Below are 14,472 nucleotides of genomic sequence, written 5' to 3' on the forward strand. Positions count from 1 at the left end.
CTTCGTCTACGTCGCGTTCGTCATCGACGCCTTCGCCCGACGCATCGTCGGCTGGCGCGTGTCGCGCGTCGCCAAGGCGGAATTCGTGCTCGATGCCCTCGATCAGGCGTTGCACCAACGCCATCCTTTCGAGGGTGGCCGGCTCATCTGCCACTCAGACCGAGGGTCGCAATATGTCAGCATTCGCTACACCGAGCGTCTCGCCGAGGCCGGGATCGAGCCCTCCGTGGGCGGCGTCGGCGACAGCTACGACAACGCGCTCGCCGAAACGGTGATCGGCCTCTTCAAGACCGAGGTCATCCACCGCCGAGGGCCCTGGCGATCCTTCGAGGCCGTGGAGTTCGCCACCCTCGAATGGGTCCACTGGTTCAACGAGCGCCGCCTCCTCGAGCCAATTGGAAACATCCCGCCTGCCGAGGCCGAAACGAACTACTACGCCGAACTGGAGACACCCGCCGTGGCGGCGTAGGACTCAAACCAAAACGCCTCCGGCAAACCCGGCGCGCTTCACCTTCGGCGTCATGTCCGCGACTGGCTGCTCGCTTACAACTACGCCAAGCAACTCCAGGCGCTCCGCTTCAGGACGCCCCTCGAAGCAATTCAGCGGATCGCCGTGGAAAGGCCGGAACTGTTCGTTCGTCAGCCAAGCCAAGACATGCTGGGACTAAACATTCCGTTCGTCCCGCGATGTCGGTCCTTGGGTCGGGCTGACGCCCCGACGCGATCAGTCCGGTGAACGCGATCTCGTCGGGCACATCACCAAGGCGGGAGACGCGATGCTGCGAACCGTCCTGTTTCAACGCGGCGACGGTGATGATGCATCGGGCTCGCCCCTGCTGGCTCAAAGCCTGGGGGTCGCGGGTGGCCGGCCGGCGTGGGCAAAAGCGCGCGACGGTCGCGGTGGCGCGCCGCATCGGGTGGCTCTTCACCGCATGTGGATGGACGGCACGGACTTCCGCATGACCCGAGACACGGAAACAGTCGCGGTCTGAGGATCAACTGGCCAGAGCAACAACGAGGCTTTTCAACTCTCGGCGCTGCGATCGCGCCGTGACGATGTCCCCACCGGGACGTGGTTCCTGGAGACGCCGGATATGTCCCTGTCGCCGAACATGCGTTCGAGCACGTTTTCAAGATGGGCGCCCGGGAACCGATCTCACCGACATCATGTTGGCGGCCTCGCGCCGACCACGGACGAACAGGAGTCAGCGGCACGGCCATTCCTGAGCAGGGCCCAGACGATCCTGGCCATGCGATTGGCCAAGGCGATGGCGGTAGCCATAACGGCCGCACTCTGTCGCCAGCGCGACGATGTCCGCAGTGAGCGCCGCGTCATCGGCCCGGCCTCTCGGCGTCTTTCCTTGTGTCGAGCGATGCTGCCCCAGCACGCGGCACGCCAGCCTCTCCGACACGCTGAACTTTGTCCTGACGTGATCGACGCGGCGACGGCGGCGGGTGACCTCGCCGAGCGCGTCGTCATGGGTCTTGCCGTGCTCTGCGGAGATCGCCTCGGCGATGCGGTCGGCGTTTTCCTGGAGGAGGAACTTCAACCTGTCGGGGATGCGCGCGCTCTCCGCCGGCTGCCACATCGGCGACCTCCCTTCCTTCGCCTCCGGAGGTCCAGACCTTCTGGACCGAGTTCCGCCGCGGCCTGGCGGATCGCGGCCTGCGCGGTGTGATGATCGCCGCCGACCACAAGGGGCTGCGTACCACTGCGAGACAGGTGTTCGACACCACTCCCCGGCGCCGACGCGTTCATGCGCCGCGGAACGCGCCGGCGAAGCCAGGCAGGGCCGCGGTGCTCAAGACGCCGCGCGCTTCGTGAGAAGCGGCGCGGAGGCGCGCGCCTTCTGGTCGCGATGTTGCGTCATCCGTCGGCTTCCCTCAAAGAAACATGGCGTCGAGCCGCGCGATACACCAGAACGCCGCGATGGTGCCGATGGCATAGGCCGCGACGGCGGACGCCCGGCGCGGAAAGACGAAAATCCGGCGGAACGCGGCGCCGACCGCGAGGATCGCCGCGATGAACAGAAGTTGCCCCAGTTCCACGCCGAGGTTGAAGGCGAGGAGCGCCATCGGGATGTCATCCGGCGGCAGGCCAATGTCGCGCAGCGCGCCGGCGAAGCCCAGGCCGTGGATCAGGCCGAAGCCGAAGGCGACCAGCGCCGGGAAGCGCTCGGCCACCGGGTCGCGGCGTTCCGGGGGCAGAGCGAGTTCGTGGGCGAGAAAGACGATGGACAATGCGATCACCACCTCGACCGGGGCCGAGGGCAAGGCCAACCAGCCCAGCGTCGCCGCGACCAGCGTGATGCTGTGGGCCAGCGTGAAGGCGGTCACCGCCAAGAGCAGGCGGCGGGGATCGCGGACAAGCAGGAGCAGCGCGAGCACGAAGAGCAGGTGATCGGCGCCTTCGAGAATATGCGTCACCCCGAGCGAGACGTAGCTCGCGAATACCTGGAGGCGACCGGGATCCTTGGGCACGATGAACCCGGGGGCGCCGGGCGTCAGGCGTTGCGTCACGGCCTTGCCCGGTCTGGTTTCGTAGCGCACCAGCGTGTCGGTGCGGGTATTCTCCAGCCCCTCGACGCGGATCTCTCCGCCCGCGAGGCCGCCGGGGCAGGTCGCGACATAGGCCGTGCTCCAGCCGCGCCCGTCGAAACGCGGGGCCGGTGGATCGTCGCTGGCGCAATTCCCGGGCAGCCGGGGGGCGATCGGCATCGGGCTTCCGCCGACATCAGGCATCCGCCAGGTGACCCGCCAGCGATCCCCGTCCATCGCCGACAGTTCCAGATAGCCGGGATCCAGCGCATGGGCGAGGACCGCGACCGGCCAGGGGATCGCCAGCACGAGCACCAGAAGCGCCGCGCGAAGCATCATTTCGGATCCCCGTCCGCGATCGTCGGCAATTCGAGGGTGTAGCGCCCGAGCAGGCTCCGCAGATAGCTCTCGCGCATCTCGCGGGCCTTCGCGGCCCGCCAGTCGGCCAGGACGCGATCGCGCACCTTCGCGAGCGGCGGCGGCGCGCCGGCCCGGCGGCTCTCGAGTCGCACCAGATGCCTGCCGTAGCCGCTCGTCACCGGACCGGACCAATGGTCGAGCGGCAGCGCCGCCACCTCGCCACCGAAGCCCGCCCCGAAGACGCGCTCGACCGCCGGGGTCGCCATGGCCTCGACGAGCGGCGGCAGCATGGTGGAGGCGCTGAGGTCGCCGGGATCGGCGCCTTGTTCGAGCTTCGCCTTCACCGCCTCGACCTCGTCGGGGCCCGCGTCGGCGGGAAGCAGGACCTGCTCGAAGCTCAACGCGCCATCGCGTGCGAAGCGCGCGGCGTTCGCCTGGTAGTAGGCTTCGAGCGTGGCGTCGTCCGGGATCAGCGCGGCCGCCGGGGCCTCGGCCAGGAACTCGACCTTGCTCCGCAACCGGTTTCGGATCATCGCGTCGCCCTGGTCCAGCCCGAGCGCCAGCGCCTCGCGCACCGAAGCCTCCTCGACCGCCCAGTCGCGGATCAGGCCGCGAACCTCCTCGGGATCGGGGGTGCGATGCCGGGCGGCGATGAAATCCATCACCAGCCGCTGGGCATCGGTTTCGGACAGCCGCAGCACGTCGTCGCGCGGCGGCTGTTTCGAAGCGGGGTTCGTCAGATCGTAGGCGAAGAAGACCAAGCCCCCGAGAACGAAGAAACGCAGCAGCGGCGAGGCGAGCACCGCGCGGATCCGGGTCACCGGCATCGTGTCCTCAGCCCTTGGCCCCGCCCCGCAAGGCGAGGGCGACCCGGCCCAGCCGGGCCGAGGCATCGGCGCCGAGTTCGACGATTTCGGGCGTCCGCCCCAGATCCCCGATGCTCATCATCGAGGCCGCGTCGATGATCCGGACGACGCGGCCCCCGGGGGTGTCCTCGATGGTCACATTGCAGGGAAGCAGCAGCCCGACCTCCGGCCGGGCGGTGACGGCCTTGTGGGCGAGCCCGGGATTGCAGGCGCCGAGGATGGTGTATCTATGGAAGTCCCGGCCCAGCTTCTCGGCGAAGGCCTTGTCCAGATCGATCCGCGAGATCACGCCGAAGCCCTCGGCGGCGAGCGCGGCGGTGACGGCCTCGACCGCCCCGTCGAAGGGGAGGTCGAGGGTCACGGTGGAACCAAGCGCGCTCATGTCTCACTCGGCCGGGGTGTACCAGATGGGCGAGCTGTAGGCGCGTTCGTTCACGGTCATCGGCACGTCATCGGTGAATTTCGAGTCCTTGAAATAGGCAGCGTCGTAGGCCGTCCAGCGCGGCGTCGGGATCTCGAGCACCCGGGCATAGTAGAAGGCCTTGAGCGCCGGATCGAAGTCGGGATCGGTCCAGACGGTGATCAGCTCGGGCGCCCCGATCGTGTTGGTGAAGGTCGCATGCTCGACATCCACGGTATTGCCGACGGGGGGCAGCTTGCCGTCGGCATCCGGTTCGCGGTCGCCCGACCAGGCAACGTCGTAGATCTTTTCCCGCATCCCGCCCTCCGCGTCCAGCCAGCCCTTGATGATCTGGATCCGGTCGAGGTTGCCGGAGAAGGGATCCTTCATCGCGGCGACGAGGAAGTTCGGGCCGCTCGCGCCCTCGGGGGCGGGCATCAGGTCGCCCCCCATCGGCACGCCCTTGCCATAGCCGATATTGGCCGGGGTCCGGCCGAGGGCATCATCCGGCACGAAGTCCCAGCCGCCGAAGAAGCGCAGCGTGATCCGCGTGCCGGTGGTGCCGTAGACCTCCTTGCGCTTCATCGCGTCCCAGATCGAGGCCCGGGTGTTCTCGGGCGCCCAGACGGCGGTCAGACCCGAGGCCCCCAGCTTCCAGTCCTTCACCGTGCGGCCGTCGAAGTCGAAAGCATTGCCGGTCGAGCGCTCCGGCCCCGGCTCGCTGGCCGGGAACTTGCCCCAGAAGTTGTTCTCCTCGGTGGAGGAGACGCCGGTATGGTCGTCGGTCGAGCCGATCAGCCCGAACTTGAACGGGTTGGTGCCGAATTCCTCCTGCAGCTTCAACCCACGCTTCAGCGCCTCGCGGGCATATTCATAATCGATCATGCCCGGCTCTTTCGGCACGACGTTCAGGTTGCCCTTGTCCCAGATCTCGAAATCGGCGAACTCGTCGCTCGGGGCCAGTGAGGGGTGCTGTTCCGAAGTGCCCTTGCTCTGGGTGACCTCGTAGAGCGGCTCCCAGCGGGCGCGGGTCTCGGCCCATTTCGCGTCGATCGGCTTGCCGTCCGGGGTCTCCGTCGCGAACATCAGCCCGTTCGAAAGGTTGCCGTTATGCGGCACGGCCAGGACCTGACCGCCGGTCTTGTCCTCGTAGGCCTGCATCCAGTCCCAGAACTTGTTGGGGATGTCGCTGTCGAAGGTCGTCATCGGCCGGACCATGTCGGCCTTGTCCTTTCCGTCGCGGTAGACCACGTTGCGGTGCAGGTTGTTGCCCCCGCCATAGTTCGACGTCCATTCGTACCCGATCAGCGCGGTGAATTTTCCGGGATCGTTGTGGCTTTCGACGATCTCGGTCATCTTGTGCCAGATATCCATCTGGGTATTCGGGTCGGTCATCGGCTCGGGAACCTTGCCCTCGCCCTGCAGGGTGATCATCTCCATCACGACCGCGCCGGCCGCCGCGCCGCCCTTCTGCATCTCGTCATGCCAGCGCTTGAGCGTCGGGTCGGCCATCATCGTCGCGTCACCCTCGTAGATGCTGGCGACGACGCCCAGGGCGTCGGAATGGTCGGCGACCATCAGGAAATCATAGGGACGCGAGAGCCGCACCGGCTGGCCGGTGCTCGAGGTGATCTCCTCCCCCTCGGCATAGCGCAGCGCCTCGTCCGGTCCGACGCGCGTCCCGCCGGCGAACGCGTCCGGCGACCAGCTGGTGTGCAGGTGTATCTCGCCCCAGAGCGGCTGGGTCGCGAAGTTTCGCCCGGCATAGGGGGAATAGCCCGGCTGGTTGAAGAAACGCTCAACCATGGCGGGATTGATCGTGCCCGCGTCGGTATTGACCTGCGCCGCGAGCGGACTGGCGAGGAATGTGGAGGAAAGGGCGAGAAGAGCTAAGCGTCGCGTCATGATCCGACCTTTCGGCAGACAAGTTGGGATCTCGGGTATGGGATGAAGATCAGAACCTCCGAACCCGCGGGTGAATCGCCATGGCCCGCGGATCGTAACACGGAATCCGCCGCGGGCACCCGACAACGACGTCGCCGCGGGCGCGGGCGCCACGCCGGAAGGACCCCTTCACCCACGAGATCATCCCCACGGCGGCCAGCTATTTCCGCCGCGCCTCCGCGGCCCTGTCCAAAGTCCTGGGCCGCTCCTCGGAGGGGAGGGCCAAACCTGGCGACCCGCATGCCTATCAGCGCCAGCGGGACCAGCGGCGGCCGCGGGGACGGCTTGTCCCTCGCGCGCGGGATCAGATCCCCGGCGCCGATCATGGATTTGTCCATGTCACGAGCCGCACCGGAAGCACGACCCCCGGTCCGTTCGCCGCGCAGGCGCCGCCCGGGTGGGAATTCACCCCCGCCGGTATCGGAAAGGTGTGAGCCCTGCCCCGCCCGCGCGGCCGCCGACCAGGCGATGACGGCGCCGGAGCGGCTCGATCGGGGCCGTCAGGAGGGATAATTTCGCGGTATGGGCCGGAGGTACGGGATGGCCGCGCCCCTGAAGACAAAAACTTCGGTCTCCCTCGACGCATCCGCGCTCGACGCGCCGCGGGAGTTCGGTGTGAACGTGTCGGCCGTCGCCGAGGTCGCGCTGAAACAGGCCGTCGCTGAGGCGCGCCGACGGAAATGGCTCGAGGACAACGCGGCGGCTTTCGCGGGACACGCGCGACGGCCATCCGCTGGCGGATATCCTCGCCGCCCCTGGCCGGACGTCATGGAGCGGTTGAGGCCTTGAGGGCGTTCGGAAGCCGATCCGGTTCCCCGCCCGCCGCGCGTTCGTATCCCCGAGCGAGTCGCAGCACCGAGAGATCGGCCTGGCGCGGGCCGATGATCTGGATCCCCATTGGCAAGCCCGATGGCGAGAAGCCCGCCGGCAGGCTGATCGTCGGGCAACCGGAGAGGGAGCCGGGCACGACGACTTCCATCCAGCGATGATAGCTGTCCATCGGACGGCCCGCGATCTCTCTCGGCCAAGCCTCTTCCACCGGGAATGGAAAGACCTGCGCGGATGGGAGGGCGAGGAAATCGTAGCGCTCGAACAGCTTCAGCAGGGCGGCGTACCAGGCACTGCGGATCGTGTTCGCCCCGTGGACGTCGGCCCCCGACAGCGCGAGACCGCCCTCGACCTCCCAGCGCGCCTCGGGCTTGAGGTGCCGGCGCTTGGCCGGATCGGCGTGGAGCGCCCCGAGCAGGCCCGCGACGCCCCAATGGCGCAACGTCAGCCAGCACTGCCAGAGCCGCGCCGGGTCGAAGTCCGGCACCAGCTCGTCGACCTCGCAGCCGAGATCCCGAAAGGTGCCGAGGGCGTTCTCGCAGAGCGACAGGATGCCCGGTTCCATCGGCAGGTATCCCCGCCAGTCGCCGATCCAGCCGACGCGGACTCCCTTCAGGTCCCGGTCGAGGCTCCCGGCGAAGACGGCGGGATCCTCGTTGATGGAGAGCGGCGCCCGCGGGTCCGGCCCGGCCTGCGTGGCGAGCATCCGGGCGAGATCCGCGACGGTGCGCGCCATCGGTCCCTCGGTCGCGAGCTGCTGTCCGAAGACCTCGGGCGTCGGGCCGAAGGGCACGCGACCGAAGGATGGCCGCAGGCCGTAGACGTTGTTGAAGGCGGCGGGATTGCGGAGCGAGCCCATCATGTCGCTGCCGTCGGCGACCGGCAGCAGGCGCATGGCCAACGCCGCCGCGGCGCCGCCGCTCGATCCGCCGGCGCTCCGGCCCGGATCATAGGCATTGCGGGTCGCGCCGAAGACCGGGTTGTACGTGTGCGAGCCGAGGCCGAACTCGGGCACGTTGGTCCTGCCGATGATGATCGCGCCGTCGCGCCGGATCCGCTCCACCATGATGCTGTCCGAGCCCGGAACGTGATCGGCGAAGAGCGGCGAGCCGAGCGTCGTCCGGTGGCCGGCGGTGGCGGAGAGATCCTTGATCGCCTGCGGAATGCCGTGCAGCCAGCCCATGGACTCGCCCTGGGCGAGCTGCCGGTCACGGACGTCCGCCTCGCGCAGAAGCGCGTCGCCGTCGCGGAGCGAGACAATGGCGTTCACCGCGGGATTGTGCCGCTCTATGTGGGCGAGGTAGGCGGCCATGACCTCGCGGCAGGAGATCTCCCGGGCGTGGATCGCCCGCGACAGCGTCAGGGCGTCCCAGGCAACGGGTTCCGGCGGGAGCTGGCCGGGCGGGTTACCGGTCCCGGTCCTTGTCTTGGTGAGCACGGTCATCGTCTTGTCCTTTCGCGCCAGCGGACGCCGCGGTTCAGTTGACCCGGCGCTGCCCGGCCGGACGGAACCTTCCGACATTGGTCAGCACGACGGCGGCGATGGCGAGGATGCCGGCGCCGGCCGCGCCGAAGATCTCTGGGACCGGCGACAGGAAGACTACGAGGCCGGCGAGGATGCCGGTGAGCGCGTCGCGCCGGGTGGCGCCGCTCATGAACATCACCAGGACCGCGCCGTAGAGGGCGGGCAGGGTGTAATCCTTGACCGCCTGAGCGACCGGAGCGGGCAGGATGTCGATCAGGGCCTTGCCGATCACCACCAGGGCGATCAGGAAGACAAGGTTCACCAGCACCGAGACAGCGATGCCGATCACCGCGGCGACCTCGGCCTTGCGGCTGCCGGCCTCGGCCTCGATGGCGTTCTGGCAGGAGACCACCACGGGCATGCGCATGTTGCCGATATTGCCCGACAGGAAGCTCATGTAGGTGCCGCAGACGCCGAGAACGGGGAAGTAGGAGATCGGCTCGACCACCCACATGATGCCGACGAAGGCGGCGATCGCGAGAAAGCCGGTCAGGATCACCCCGACGCCGGGAAAGGCGCCGAGCACGAAGGACAGGTAGAGCGCCGGCAGCAGGCAGAACACCATGGCGACGAGCAGGGTGAGCCGGCCGATACGGTGCGCGCGGGGGATGAAGCGGGTCCGGTAGAACCCTTCGAGGGTCTGGTCGGTCATTGGGACGGTCTCCGGGATGATGGGGCGATCAGGCCAGGGACTGGCTGACGAGATAGCCGGCCGCGAGGCCCGCGACGAGGCTGAGGCCGACGCTCCATTCGCGGAGCCACGGGCGGCCGCGGCCGGCGAAGTGAAGCGCGACCATGCAGAGCGCGCTGACCGCGACCGCGGCGAGATCGTCCATCGCGACGGTGATGTCGCTGAGCCACTGCTTGTCGACGGCGGCGTTGGCGCCGAGGATGAAGAAGATCGCAACCGGGGTCGCGGTGCCCATGGCCCGGATCAGCGCGGGGTTGCTGACGCTCAGCTTCTCCTGCGCGCGGTCGAGCGTCTTCGTCATGAAGAATGTCGAGAGCAGCCAGCCCATTCCGCCGAGCGTCATCACCCAGACGGCGGCGGTGAAGGCTTGCAGCGTGAAGCTGTCGGTGCCGAGCTGCGCGCCGGCGGCCCGCGCGCCCTGGTCGGCGGCGACGAACTCGAAGATCGCCGAGCCTATGACGCCGACCCGCATCAGCGTGACTGGGCTGCCGACCATCGCGACCAGAGACACCGCGACGAAGAACACGGCGATCGCCGGCCCGATCGAGTTGATCGTGGCGGTCTTGAAGACGATCCGCCGCTCTTCCCCGGTGAGGATCCGGAAGCGGTCGGAGAACGACAGGGTCATGCGCAGGTAGAGCAGCGCCTGCGCGACGACGACGCCGACGATGAGTGTCGCCAGGAGCCACAGTACCGGGCTGTTGGCGATCCGGAGGACCTGATCCATGCTGTTTCTCTCGGTTGGAGCTGCGTCGGGCTTGCGTCAGGCGAGTTCGAGCTGGACCAGCCGGCAGAAATAGCTGGCGACGACCGGGATGATCTCGTCGTTGAAATCATAGCCGGGATTGTGCGGCATCGCACCGGGGCCGGCGCCGACCCAGATGTAGTTGCCCGGAAGATCCTCGACCATATAGGCGAAATCCTCGCTGCCGGGGATCGGCCGCGCGTCGCCATCGACCTTGTCCGCGCCGACCGTGTCGATCGCGGCCGCGAGGGCCATCGCGGTCGCGTCCGGATCGTTGACGAGAGGGACGAAGATCTCCTCGAACTCGATCTCGACCGCGCCGCCGTAGGTCGCGGCGACTCCCTTCGCGACCGCTTCCAGCCGCTCGGCCATCTCGGTGCCGACCTTCTTGTCGAAGTAGCGCAGGCAGCCCCTCAGCGACGCCTTGTCGGGGATGACGTTGAAGCTGTTCGTCCCGGCATAGACGTCGGTGAACGAGACGATGCCGGTCTCGATCGGGTCGACGTTGCGGGCGACGATGCTTTGCGCCGTCGTCACGATGTTCGAGGCGATCTGCGTGGCGTCGATCGTGGACTGCGGCATGGCCGCGTGCCCGCCCCGGCCCTGAACGCGGATGGTGAAGAACATGCTGCCCGCCATCAGCCGGCCGGGCCGGGTGAGCATGTGGCCGACCTCCCAGCCGGGCATGTTGTGATAGGCGTAGATCCGGTCGCAGGGGAAGCGCCGCAGCAGGCCGTCCTCCAGCATGGCGAGCGCCCCGCCGAGCCCCTCTTCCGCGGGCTGGAAGATGAAGACGACCTGGCCCGCGAAATCCCGGTCGCGGGCGAGCTGCCAGGCGGTCGCCAGCAGCGTCGCGGTATGCCCGTCGTGCCCGCAGGCATGCATCACGCCCGGCACCCTGGAGGCATAGGGCTTCCCGGTCTCCTCGGCGATCGGCAGCGCGTCCATGTCGGCGCGCAGGCCGATCACCCGGTTCGACGGGCGCGCGCCACGCAGCACGCCCACGACGCCGGTGCCGCCAATGCCGGTATGCACCTCGTCGAAGCCGAACTCGTTCAGCTTGCGGGCCACCAGTTCGGCCGCGAACGTCTCCTCGAAGCCGAGCCCGGGGTTTTCGTGCAGCGCGTGGCGCCAGGCGACGAACTCGTGCTTGCGCGCGGCGATATCCTCGAGAACGCTCATCTCGGGTTCCTCCTGTTGTATATCTTTTTTCAAGACAATATCATTTTAAGACAATTGTACCAAGAGATTTTTTGCCCTTTGCTACGCGCGGGCAAGCGCGGCGACAGGTCGTTGAAATTTTAGGGAATGAGGCGAACCATGGTCAGAAACTGGTCAGAGACCTTTCACCGGGGAAACCCCATCTACCAGCTGAACATGCTGGCGAGCGTCACGGTCGATTCGGTCGAGGATCGCTTCGTGGAGCACGTGGGGCTGGATGTCAGAACGGTCCGGGTTCTCCGCCTGGTCGGCGACAATCCCGGCATCACCTTCGCGGACATCACCGTCAGGGCCGCGCTGGAGCGCAGCCTCGCCTCGCGGCTGATCCAGAACCTCGTCCGTGGCGGCCAGATCGAACGGCGCAACTTCGAGTCCGACGCCCGCCGCTTCGGCCTCTACATCACCGAGGCCGGGCAGGTGGCGCGGTCGCGGGCGGACAGGCTCACCGAGATCGGGCTGAAGCTCGTTTTCGAAAAGCTCGATCCGGCCGAGGTCTCGGCCTTCATCGCCACGATGGACAAGATGGCAGACTGGCTCGACAGCGACGAATTCGAGGAGAAGGTCGAGCAGGCCTACGGGTCGGTGACGTTCGACGACCGCCCCAGCGAGACCTGAAAAGCCGACCGGGGTCGACCGGATCTGATGTCAGCGCCCAGGAATCTCGCGCTTCTCTTCGCGGCCGGCCAGACGGCCCGCGACCGCGCCGAGAGGCGATCATCCGGGGCGATGACATCGGCCTGCAAGCGAAGTCTGCGAGCATCCGCTTGGGCCACCGCCGCAGGTTTCCCACCCTCACGGCCAGGGGTACTGCGCGGTCGGGATTCCCGCGCCGGAAAGCTCGGCCGCGACCCGGCGGCGTTCGGCGACCACGTCCCCGACGGCCACCGCGCGGCGCCGCGTCACCTCCGCCGCCGTGAAGGGGGACGCGCCGGCGCCCCAGGCATCGAGGACGTAGTTCATGACCTCCGCGATCTCCGCGTCGGTCAGGCCGGCGGAAACCACGCCCGGAACATGCATCATGTAGGTCCGGCCCGCCTCGGAGCCCGCGATGTTGCCGACCGAGTTCCGGAAGTCGGGAATGCCGGCCTCCGGAGCCCCGCCGCCGCTCATCGTGTGGCAGCCCGAGCAGTGCAGCGCATAGCTGGCATGGGGCGAGATCGGTCCCGCGCCGGAGAGCGCCATGCACGAGAGCGCCAGACCCAGGCCGATGGAAATGCCTCGCATCGCGTTTCCCCGAGGCCCTATTGCGTTTCCGGCCGCAGGTTCTTCAGGGCACCCATCGTCATCGTGTCCCGAGCCGCGGCGATATCGGCGGGCGCGACCGCGAGCTGCGTCCCGCCCAGCGTGTCGAGCACCCAGGTCGCGACGGCGGCGAGTTCCTCGTCCGAGGCGCCCGCCACGGGCGGCATCATCGTGCCCATGTACTGCTCGCCGCGCACCGCGATGCGCATGTTGAGCCCCTTGGTGACGACGCCGCCGATGTATTCCGGCGCGTTCTCGCCCAGGGCCTGCCAGAAGTCCGGGCGGTCGAGCGGCGGGGCGAGGCCCGGAGTGCCGACACCCCCCGCGCCGTGACAGGCGGCGCAATGCGTCTCGAACAGGGCGGCGCCGTCGAGATCGGCGGCCCCGCCCGGGGCCGAGGCGAGTGCCATCGCGACCGCGAGGCCGGTGAGAAGCGGCGCGCGCGTCATTCCGCCAGCCCCATCACGATCGAGACCGTGCAGTGGTAGCCTTTGTCGGCGTTGGCCATGCACCAGTTGACGTCGTTGTAGAGACCCATCCGATAGCCGGGCCGCTCGCCCTTGTTGTTGTTGCAGAAGGTCGCGGTCGGCACCATCGGCTTGCCGCAGCAGTCGTTGTAGCTCACCAGATAGTCCTTGCCGTCCTCGGGATTGGAGCAGGTTCCGACCCAGGCGACCGCCGAGGCCGAGGAACCCGGCGGACAGGCGGTGAGCGACCCGCCGGACTGCTCGCAGAGCACGCCGTCGATCGCGCAGTGCCGCCAGTAGGCGCAGGGGTCGTCACCCTCGGCGGGTTCGGCCGCGTTGGCGCGCCGGTCGAACGGCAGGACCGGCAGGCCGGCCGCGGCGCCGAGGAGCGCGGTGCCGGTCGCGGCGATGAAGGAGCGGCGGCCGAAGACGCGCGCCGAGGACCTGACGTTGGACTCGACGCTCCGGTCGAGTCGGCTCAGCAGGGTTTCGATGATCCGGGACATGATGGGGTTCCCTTGGTTACGAGGTCATGCCGGCGATCGCGGCCTGATAGGAAGGAATGCCGGTCTCCGAGGCGGTGAAGAGGCTTTCGAGCTGCTCGCGGCTGTTCACGAGCCCCTTGGCCGCGACCTTGCCGCTCTGGTCGATCAGCACTGCGAAGGGCAGTTTCGCGACCCGGAAGCGCATCCCGAGTTCGGGAGACAGCACATAGGGGAAGGACTCGAGCCCCTCGGTCTCGATCAGCCGGCGGTGCGGCGCCTCGCGCCCGTCGGAGGCGAGCACGATGTCGAGCCAGCCCGCCTCGTCGGCGCGGATCGACTTCAGCGCCGGCAGGAGCGCCTTGCAGATCGGGCAGCTGGTCGAGAGGAAGAAGACCAGCCGGGCTCGGCCGCGCGCCGCGCCGAAGTCGAGCGGCGCGCCGTTGAGGTTGGCGAGCGTCAGCTCGGGCGCCGCCGCGCCGAGCTCGGGGCCGCTCGAGGACACCATCGCCCCGACCGGCGAGACCCGCTCGAAGAGAATGCCGATCTGGCGCGCGAGCGCGAAGATCACGGCGGTCTGCAGGATCACCGCGATCCACAGGATCACGACGGAATATGCGAGAAAGCTCATCTCAACCCTCCTCTCTCCGGCTGTACGGCAGGTGGGAGGCGAGCTTCTCGATGACGCCGTGAATGGCGGCGAGAACCAGCGCCCCGGTGATGGCGACGAAGGCGCCCGTTGGCGGCGCCGATGTCGCGGGAAGAATGGCGACCGCGAGGCCGAGCGCCGTCAGGACCGCGTTCCGCCCGAGCGTGAAAGCCGAGACGATCTGCGGGGCGCCCCCGCAGCCGCAGTCGATGCGCCGCCTGCCCCCGAGGAGCGCGGCGGCCATGAGCAGGCCGTAGCCGGCGAAGAGCGCGGCCGCCATCGCCCCGCCCTCCCGCCGCGTGGCGGGGATGAAGAGGGAGAGGATGATCACGCCCTCGGCCACGCTCAGCGCGCGGACGATCGGCCCGGTCCAGGTGGCTGGCACGAGCCCGTAGCCCTGGGCGAAACCGACGGTCTCGAGATGCCGGTCGAGCTTGTGCCAGAGCGCGCGCGCCAGCACGATCACGAGAAACGCGGTGATCGTCAGCGATGCGAGGATCCCGGGTTCCGCCAT

At 68.4% G+C, this 14,472-nt stretch carries 16 protein-coding genes and 3 pseudogenes; 5 read left to right on the forward strand and 14 right to left on the reverse strand.

The window, feature by feature from the left end; all coding sequences use genetic code 11:
• The coding region (locus tag FJM51_RS07575; protein WP_140453534.1) for a DDE-type integrase/transposase/recombinase at positions 1 to 469 on the forward strand (469 nt) is incomplete at its 5' end.
• Positions 470 to 671: 202 nt separating this feature from the next.
• Positions 672 to 992, forward strand: a pseudogene (locus FJM51_RS07580) (transposase); the annotation flags it as partial.
• A gap of 279 nt (positions 993 to 1,271) precedes the next feature.
• Here FJM51_RS07580 and FJM51_RS07585 read toward each other — a convergent pair.
• Positions 1,272 to 1,457 (reverse strand): annotated as a pseudogene (locus tag FJM51_RS07585) (IS3 family transposase); the annotation flags it as partial.
• Positions 1,458 to 1,609: 152 nt separating this feature from the next.
• Here FJM51_RS07585 and FJM51_RS25540 point away from each other — a divergent pair.
• Positions 1,610 to 1,810, forward strand: a pseudogene (locus FJM51_RS25540) (transposase); the annotation flags it as partial.
• 74 nt (positions 1,811 to 1,884) lie between these two features.
• On the opposite strand, the gene FJM51_RS07595 reads toward FJM51_RS25540, so the two are convergent.
• From FJM51_RS07595 to FJM51_RS07610, 4 genes are read right to left on the reverse strand one after another with little or no spacing between them, the layout of a single operon-like run.
• Complete coding sequence (locus FJM51_RS07595) at positions 1,885 to 2,877, reverse strand: HupE/UreJ family protein (RefSeq protein WP_233713029.1); 993 nt, start codon at positions 2,875 to 2,877, stop codon at positions 1,885 to 1,887.
• A complete protein-coding gene (locus FJM51_RS07600) occupies positions 2,874 to 3,725 on the reverse strand; it encodes a peptidyl-prolyl cis-trans isomerase (RefSeq protein ID WP_181164480.1) in 852 nt (283 codons plus the stop codon). Before FJM51_RS07600 ends, FJM51_RS07595 begins: the two co-directional genes overlap by 4 nt.
• A 7-nt stretch (positions 3,726 to 3,732) precedes the next feature.
• Positions 3,733 to 4,146, reverse strand: coding sequence for a DUF302 domain-containing protein (locus FJM51_RS07605; RefSeq protein WP_140453537.1), 414 nt, complete (start codon positions 4,144 to 4,146; stop codon positions 3,733 to 3,735).
• Between the two features lie 3 nt (positions 4,147 to 4,149).
• Complete coding sequence (locus tag FJM51_RS07610) at positions 4,150 to 6,069, reverse strand: DUF3604 domain-containing protein (protein WP_140453538.1); 1,920 nt, start codon at positions 6,067 to 6,069, stop codon at positions 4,150 to 4,152.
• Positions 6,070 to 6,648: 579 nt separating this feature from the next.
• On the opposite strand from FJM51_RS07610, the gene FJM51_RS07615 reads away from it, so the two are divergent.
• Complete coding sequence (locus tag FJM51_RS07615) at positions 6,649 to 6,897, forward strand: type II toxin-antitoxin system CcdA family antitoxin (RefSeq protein WP_233713030.1); 249 nt, start codon at positions 6,649 to 6,651, stop codon at positions 6,895 to 6,897.
• Here FJM51_RS07615 and FJM51_RS07620 read toward each other — a convergent pair.
• The 4 genes from FJM51_RS07620 to FJM51_RS07635 are packed head-to-tail and all read right to left on the reverse strand — an operon-like array spanning position 6,875 to position 11,079.
• Positions 6,875 to 8,380: an amidase gene (locus FJM51_RS07620; RefSeq protein WP_210240222.1), complete on the reverse strand. Its 1,506-nt coding sequence runs from the start codon at positions 8,378 to 8,380 to the stop codon at positions 6,875 to 6,877. The genes FJM51_RS07615 and FJM51_RS07620 overlap by 23 nt on opposite strands.
• A 34-nt stretch (positions 8,381 to 8,414) precedes the next feature.
• Complete coding sequence (locus FJM51_RS07625; RefSeq protein WP_233713031.1) at positions 8,415 to 9,113, reverse strand: hypothetical protein; 699 nt, start codon at positions 9,111 to 9,113, stop codon at positions 8,415 to 8,417.
• A gap of 28 nt (positions 9,114 to 9,141) precedes the next feature.
• Entirely contained in the window at positions 9,142 to 9,879 is a 738-nt protein-coding gene (locus FJM51_RS07630) for a DUF5058 family protein (protein ID WP_140453540.1), read from the reverse strand.
• Between the two features lie 36 nt (positions 9,880 to 9,915).
• Entirely contained in the window at positions 9,916 to 11,079 is a 1,164-nt protein-coding gene (locus FJM51_RS07635; protein WP_140453541.1) for an amidohydrolase, read from the reverse strand.
• 138 nt (positions 11,080 to 11,217) lie between these two features.
• On the opposite strand from FJM51_RS07635, the gene FJM51_RS07640 reads away from it, so the two are divergent.
• Entirely contained in the window at positions 11,218 to 11,733 is a 516-nt protein-coding gene (locus FJM51_RS07640) for a MarR family winged helix-turn-helix transcriptional regulator (protein WP_140453542.1), read from the forward strand.
• Between the two features lie 177 nt (positions 11,734 to 11,910).
• On the opposite strand, the gene FJM51_RS07645 is transcribed toward FJM51_RS07640, so the two are convergent.
• The 5 genes from FJM51_RS07645 to FJM51_RS07665 are packed head-to-tail and all read right to left on the reverse strand — an operon-like array spanning position 11,911 to position 14,472.
• Positions 11,911 to 12,342, reverse strand: a complete 432-nt coding sequence (locus FJM51_RS07645) for a c-type cytochrome (RefSeq protein ID WP_140453543.1) — start codon at positions 12,340 to 12,342, stop codon at positions 11,911 to 11,913.
• Positions 12,343 to 12,359: 17 nt separating this feature from the next.
• On the reverse strand, positions 12,360 to 12,809 hold the full coding sequence (locus FJM51_RS07650; protein WP_140453544.1) for a c-type cytochrome: 450 nt from the start codon (positions 12,807 to 12,809) through the stop codon (positions 12,360 to 12,362).
• Positions 12,806 to 13,333: a methylamine dehydrogenase light chain gene (locus FJM51_RS07655; protein ID WP_140453545.1), complete on the reverse strand. Its 528-nt coding sequence runs from the start codon at positions 13,331 to 13,333 to the stop codon at positions 12,806 to 12,808. Before FJM51_RS07655 ends, FJM51_RS07650 begins: the two co-directional genes overlap by 4 nt.
• A gap of 16 nt (positions 13,334 to 13,349) precedes the next feature.
• The gene (locus FJM51_RS07660) at positions 13,350 to 13,940 is read right to left on the reverse strand and encodes a redoxin family protein (protein WP_140453546.1); all 591 of its coding nucleotides are present in this window, start codon (positions 13,938 to 13,940) and stop codon (positions 13,350 to 13,352) included.
• 1 nt (position 13,941) lies between these two features.
• The gene (locus tag FJM51_RS07665) at positions 13,942 to 14,472 is read right to left on the reverse strand and encodes a MauE/DoxX family redox-associated membrane protein (RefSeq protein WP_140453547.1); all 531 of its coding nucleotides are present in this window, start codon (positions 14,470 to 14,472) and stop codon (positions 13,942 to 13,944) included.

The sequence above is a fragment of the Amaricoccus solimangrovi genome, from assembly GCF_006385685.1.
Taxonomy (GTDB): Bacteria; Pseudomonadota; Alphaproteobacteria; order Rhodobacterales; family Rhodobacteraceae; genus Amaricoccus; species Amaricoccus solimangrovi.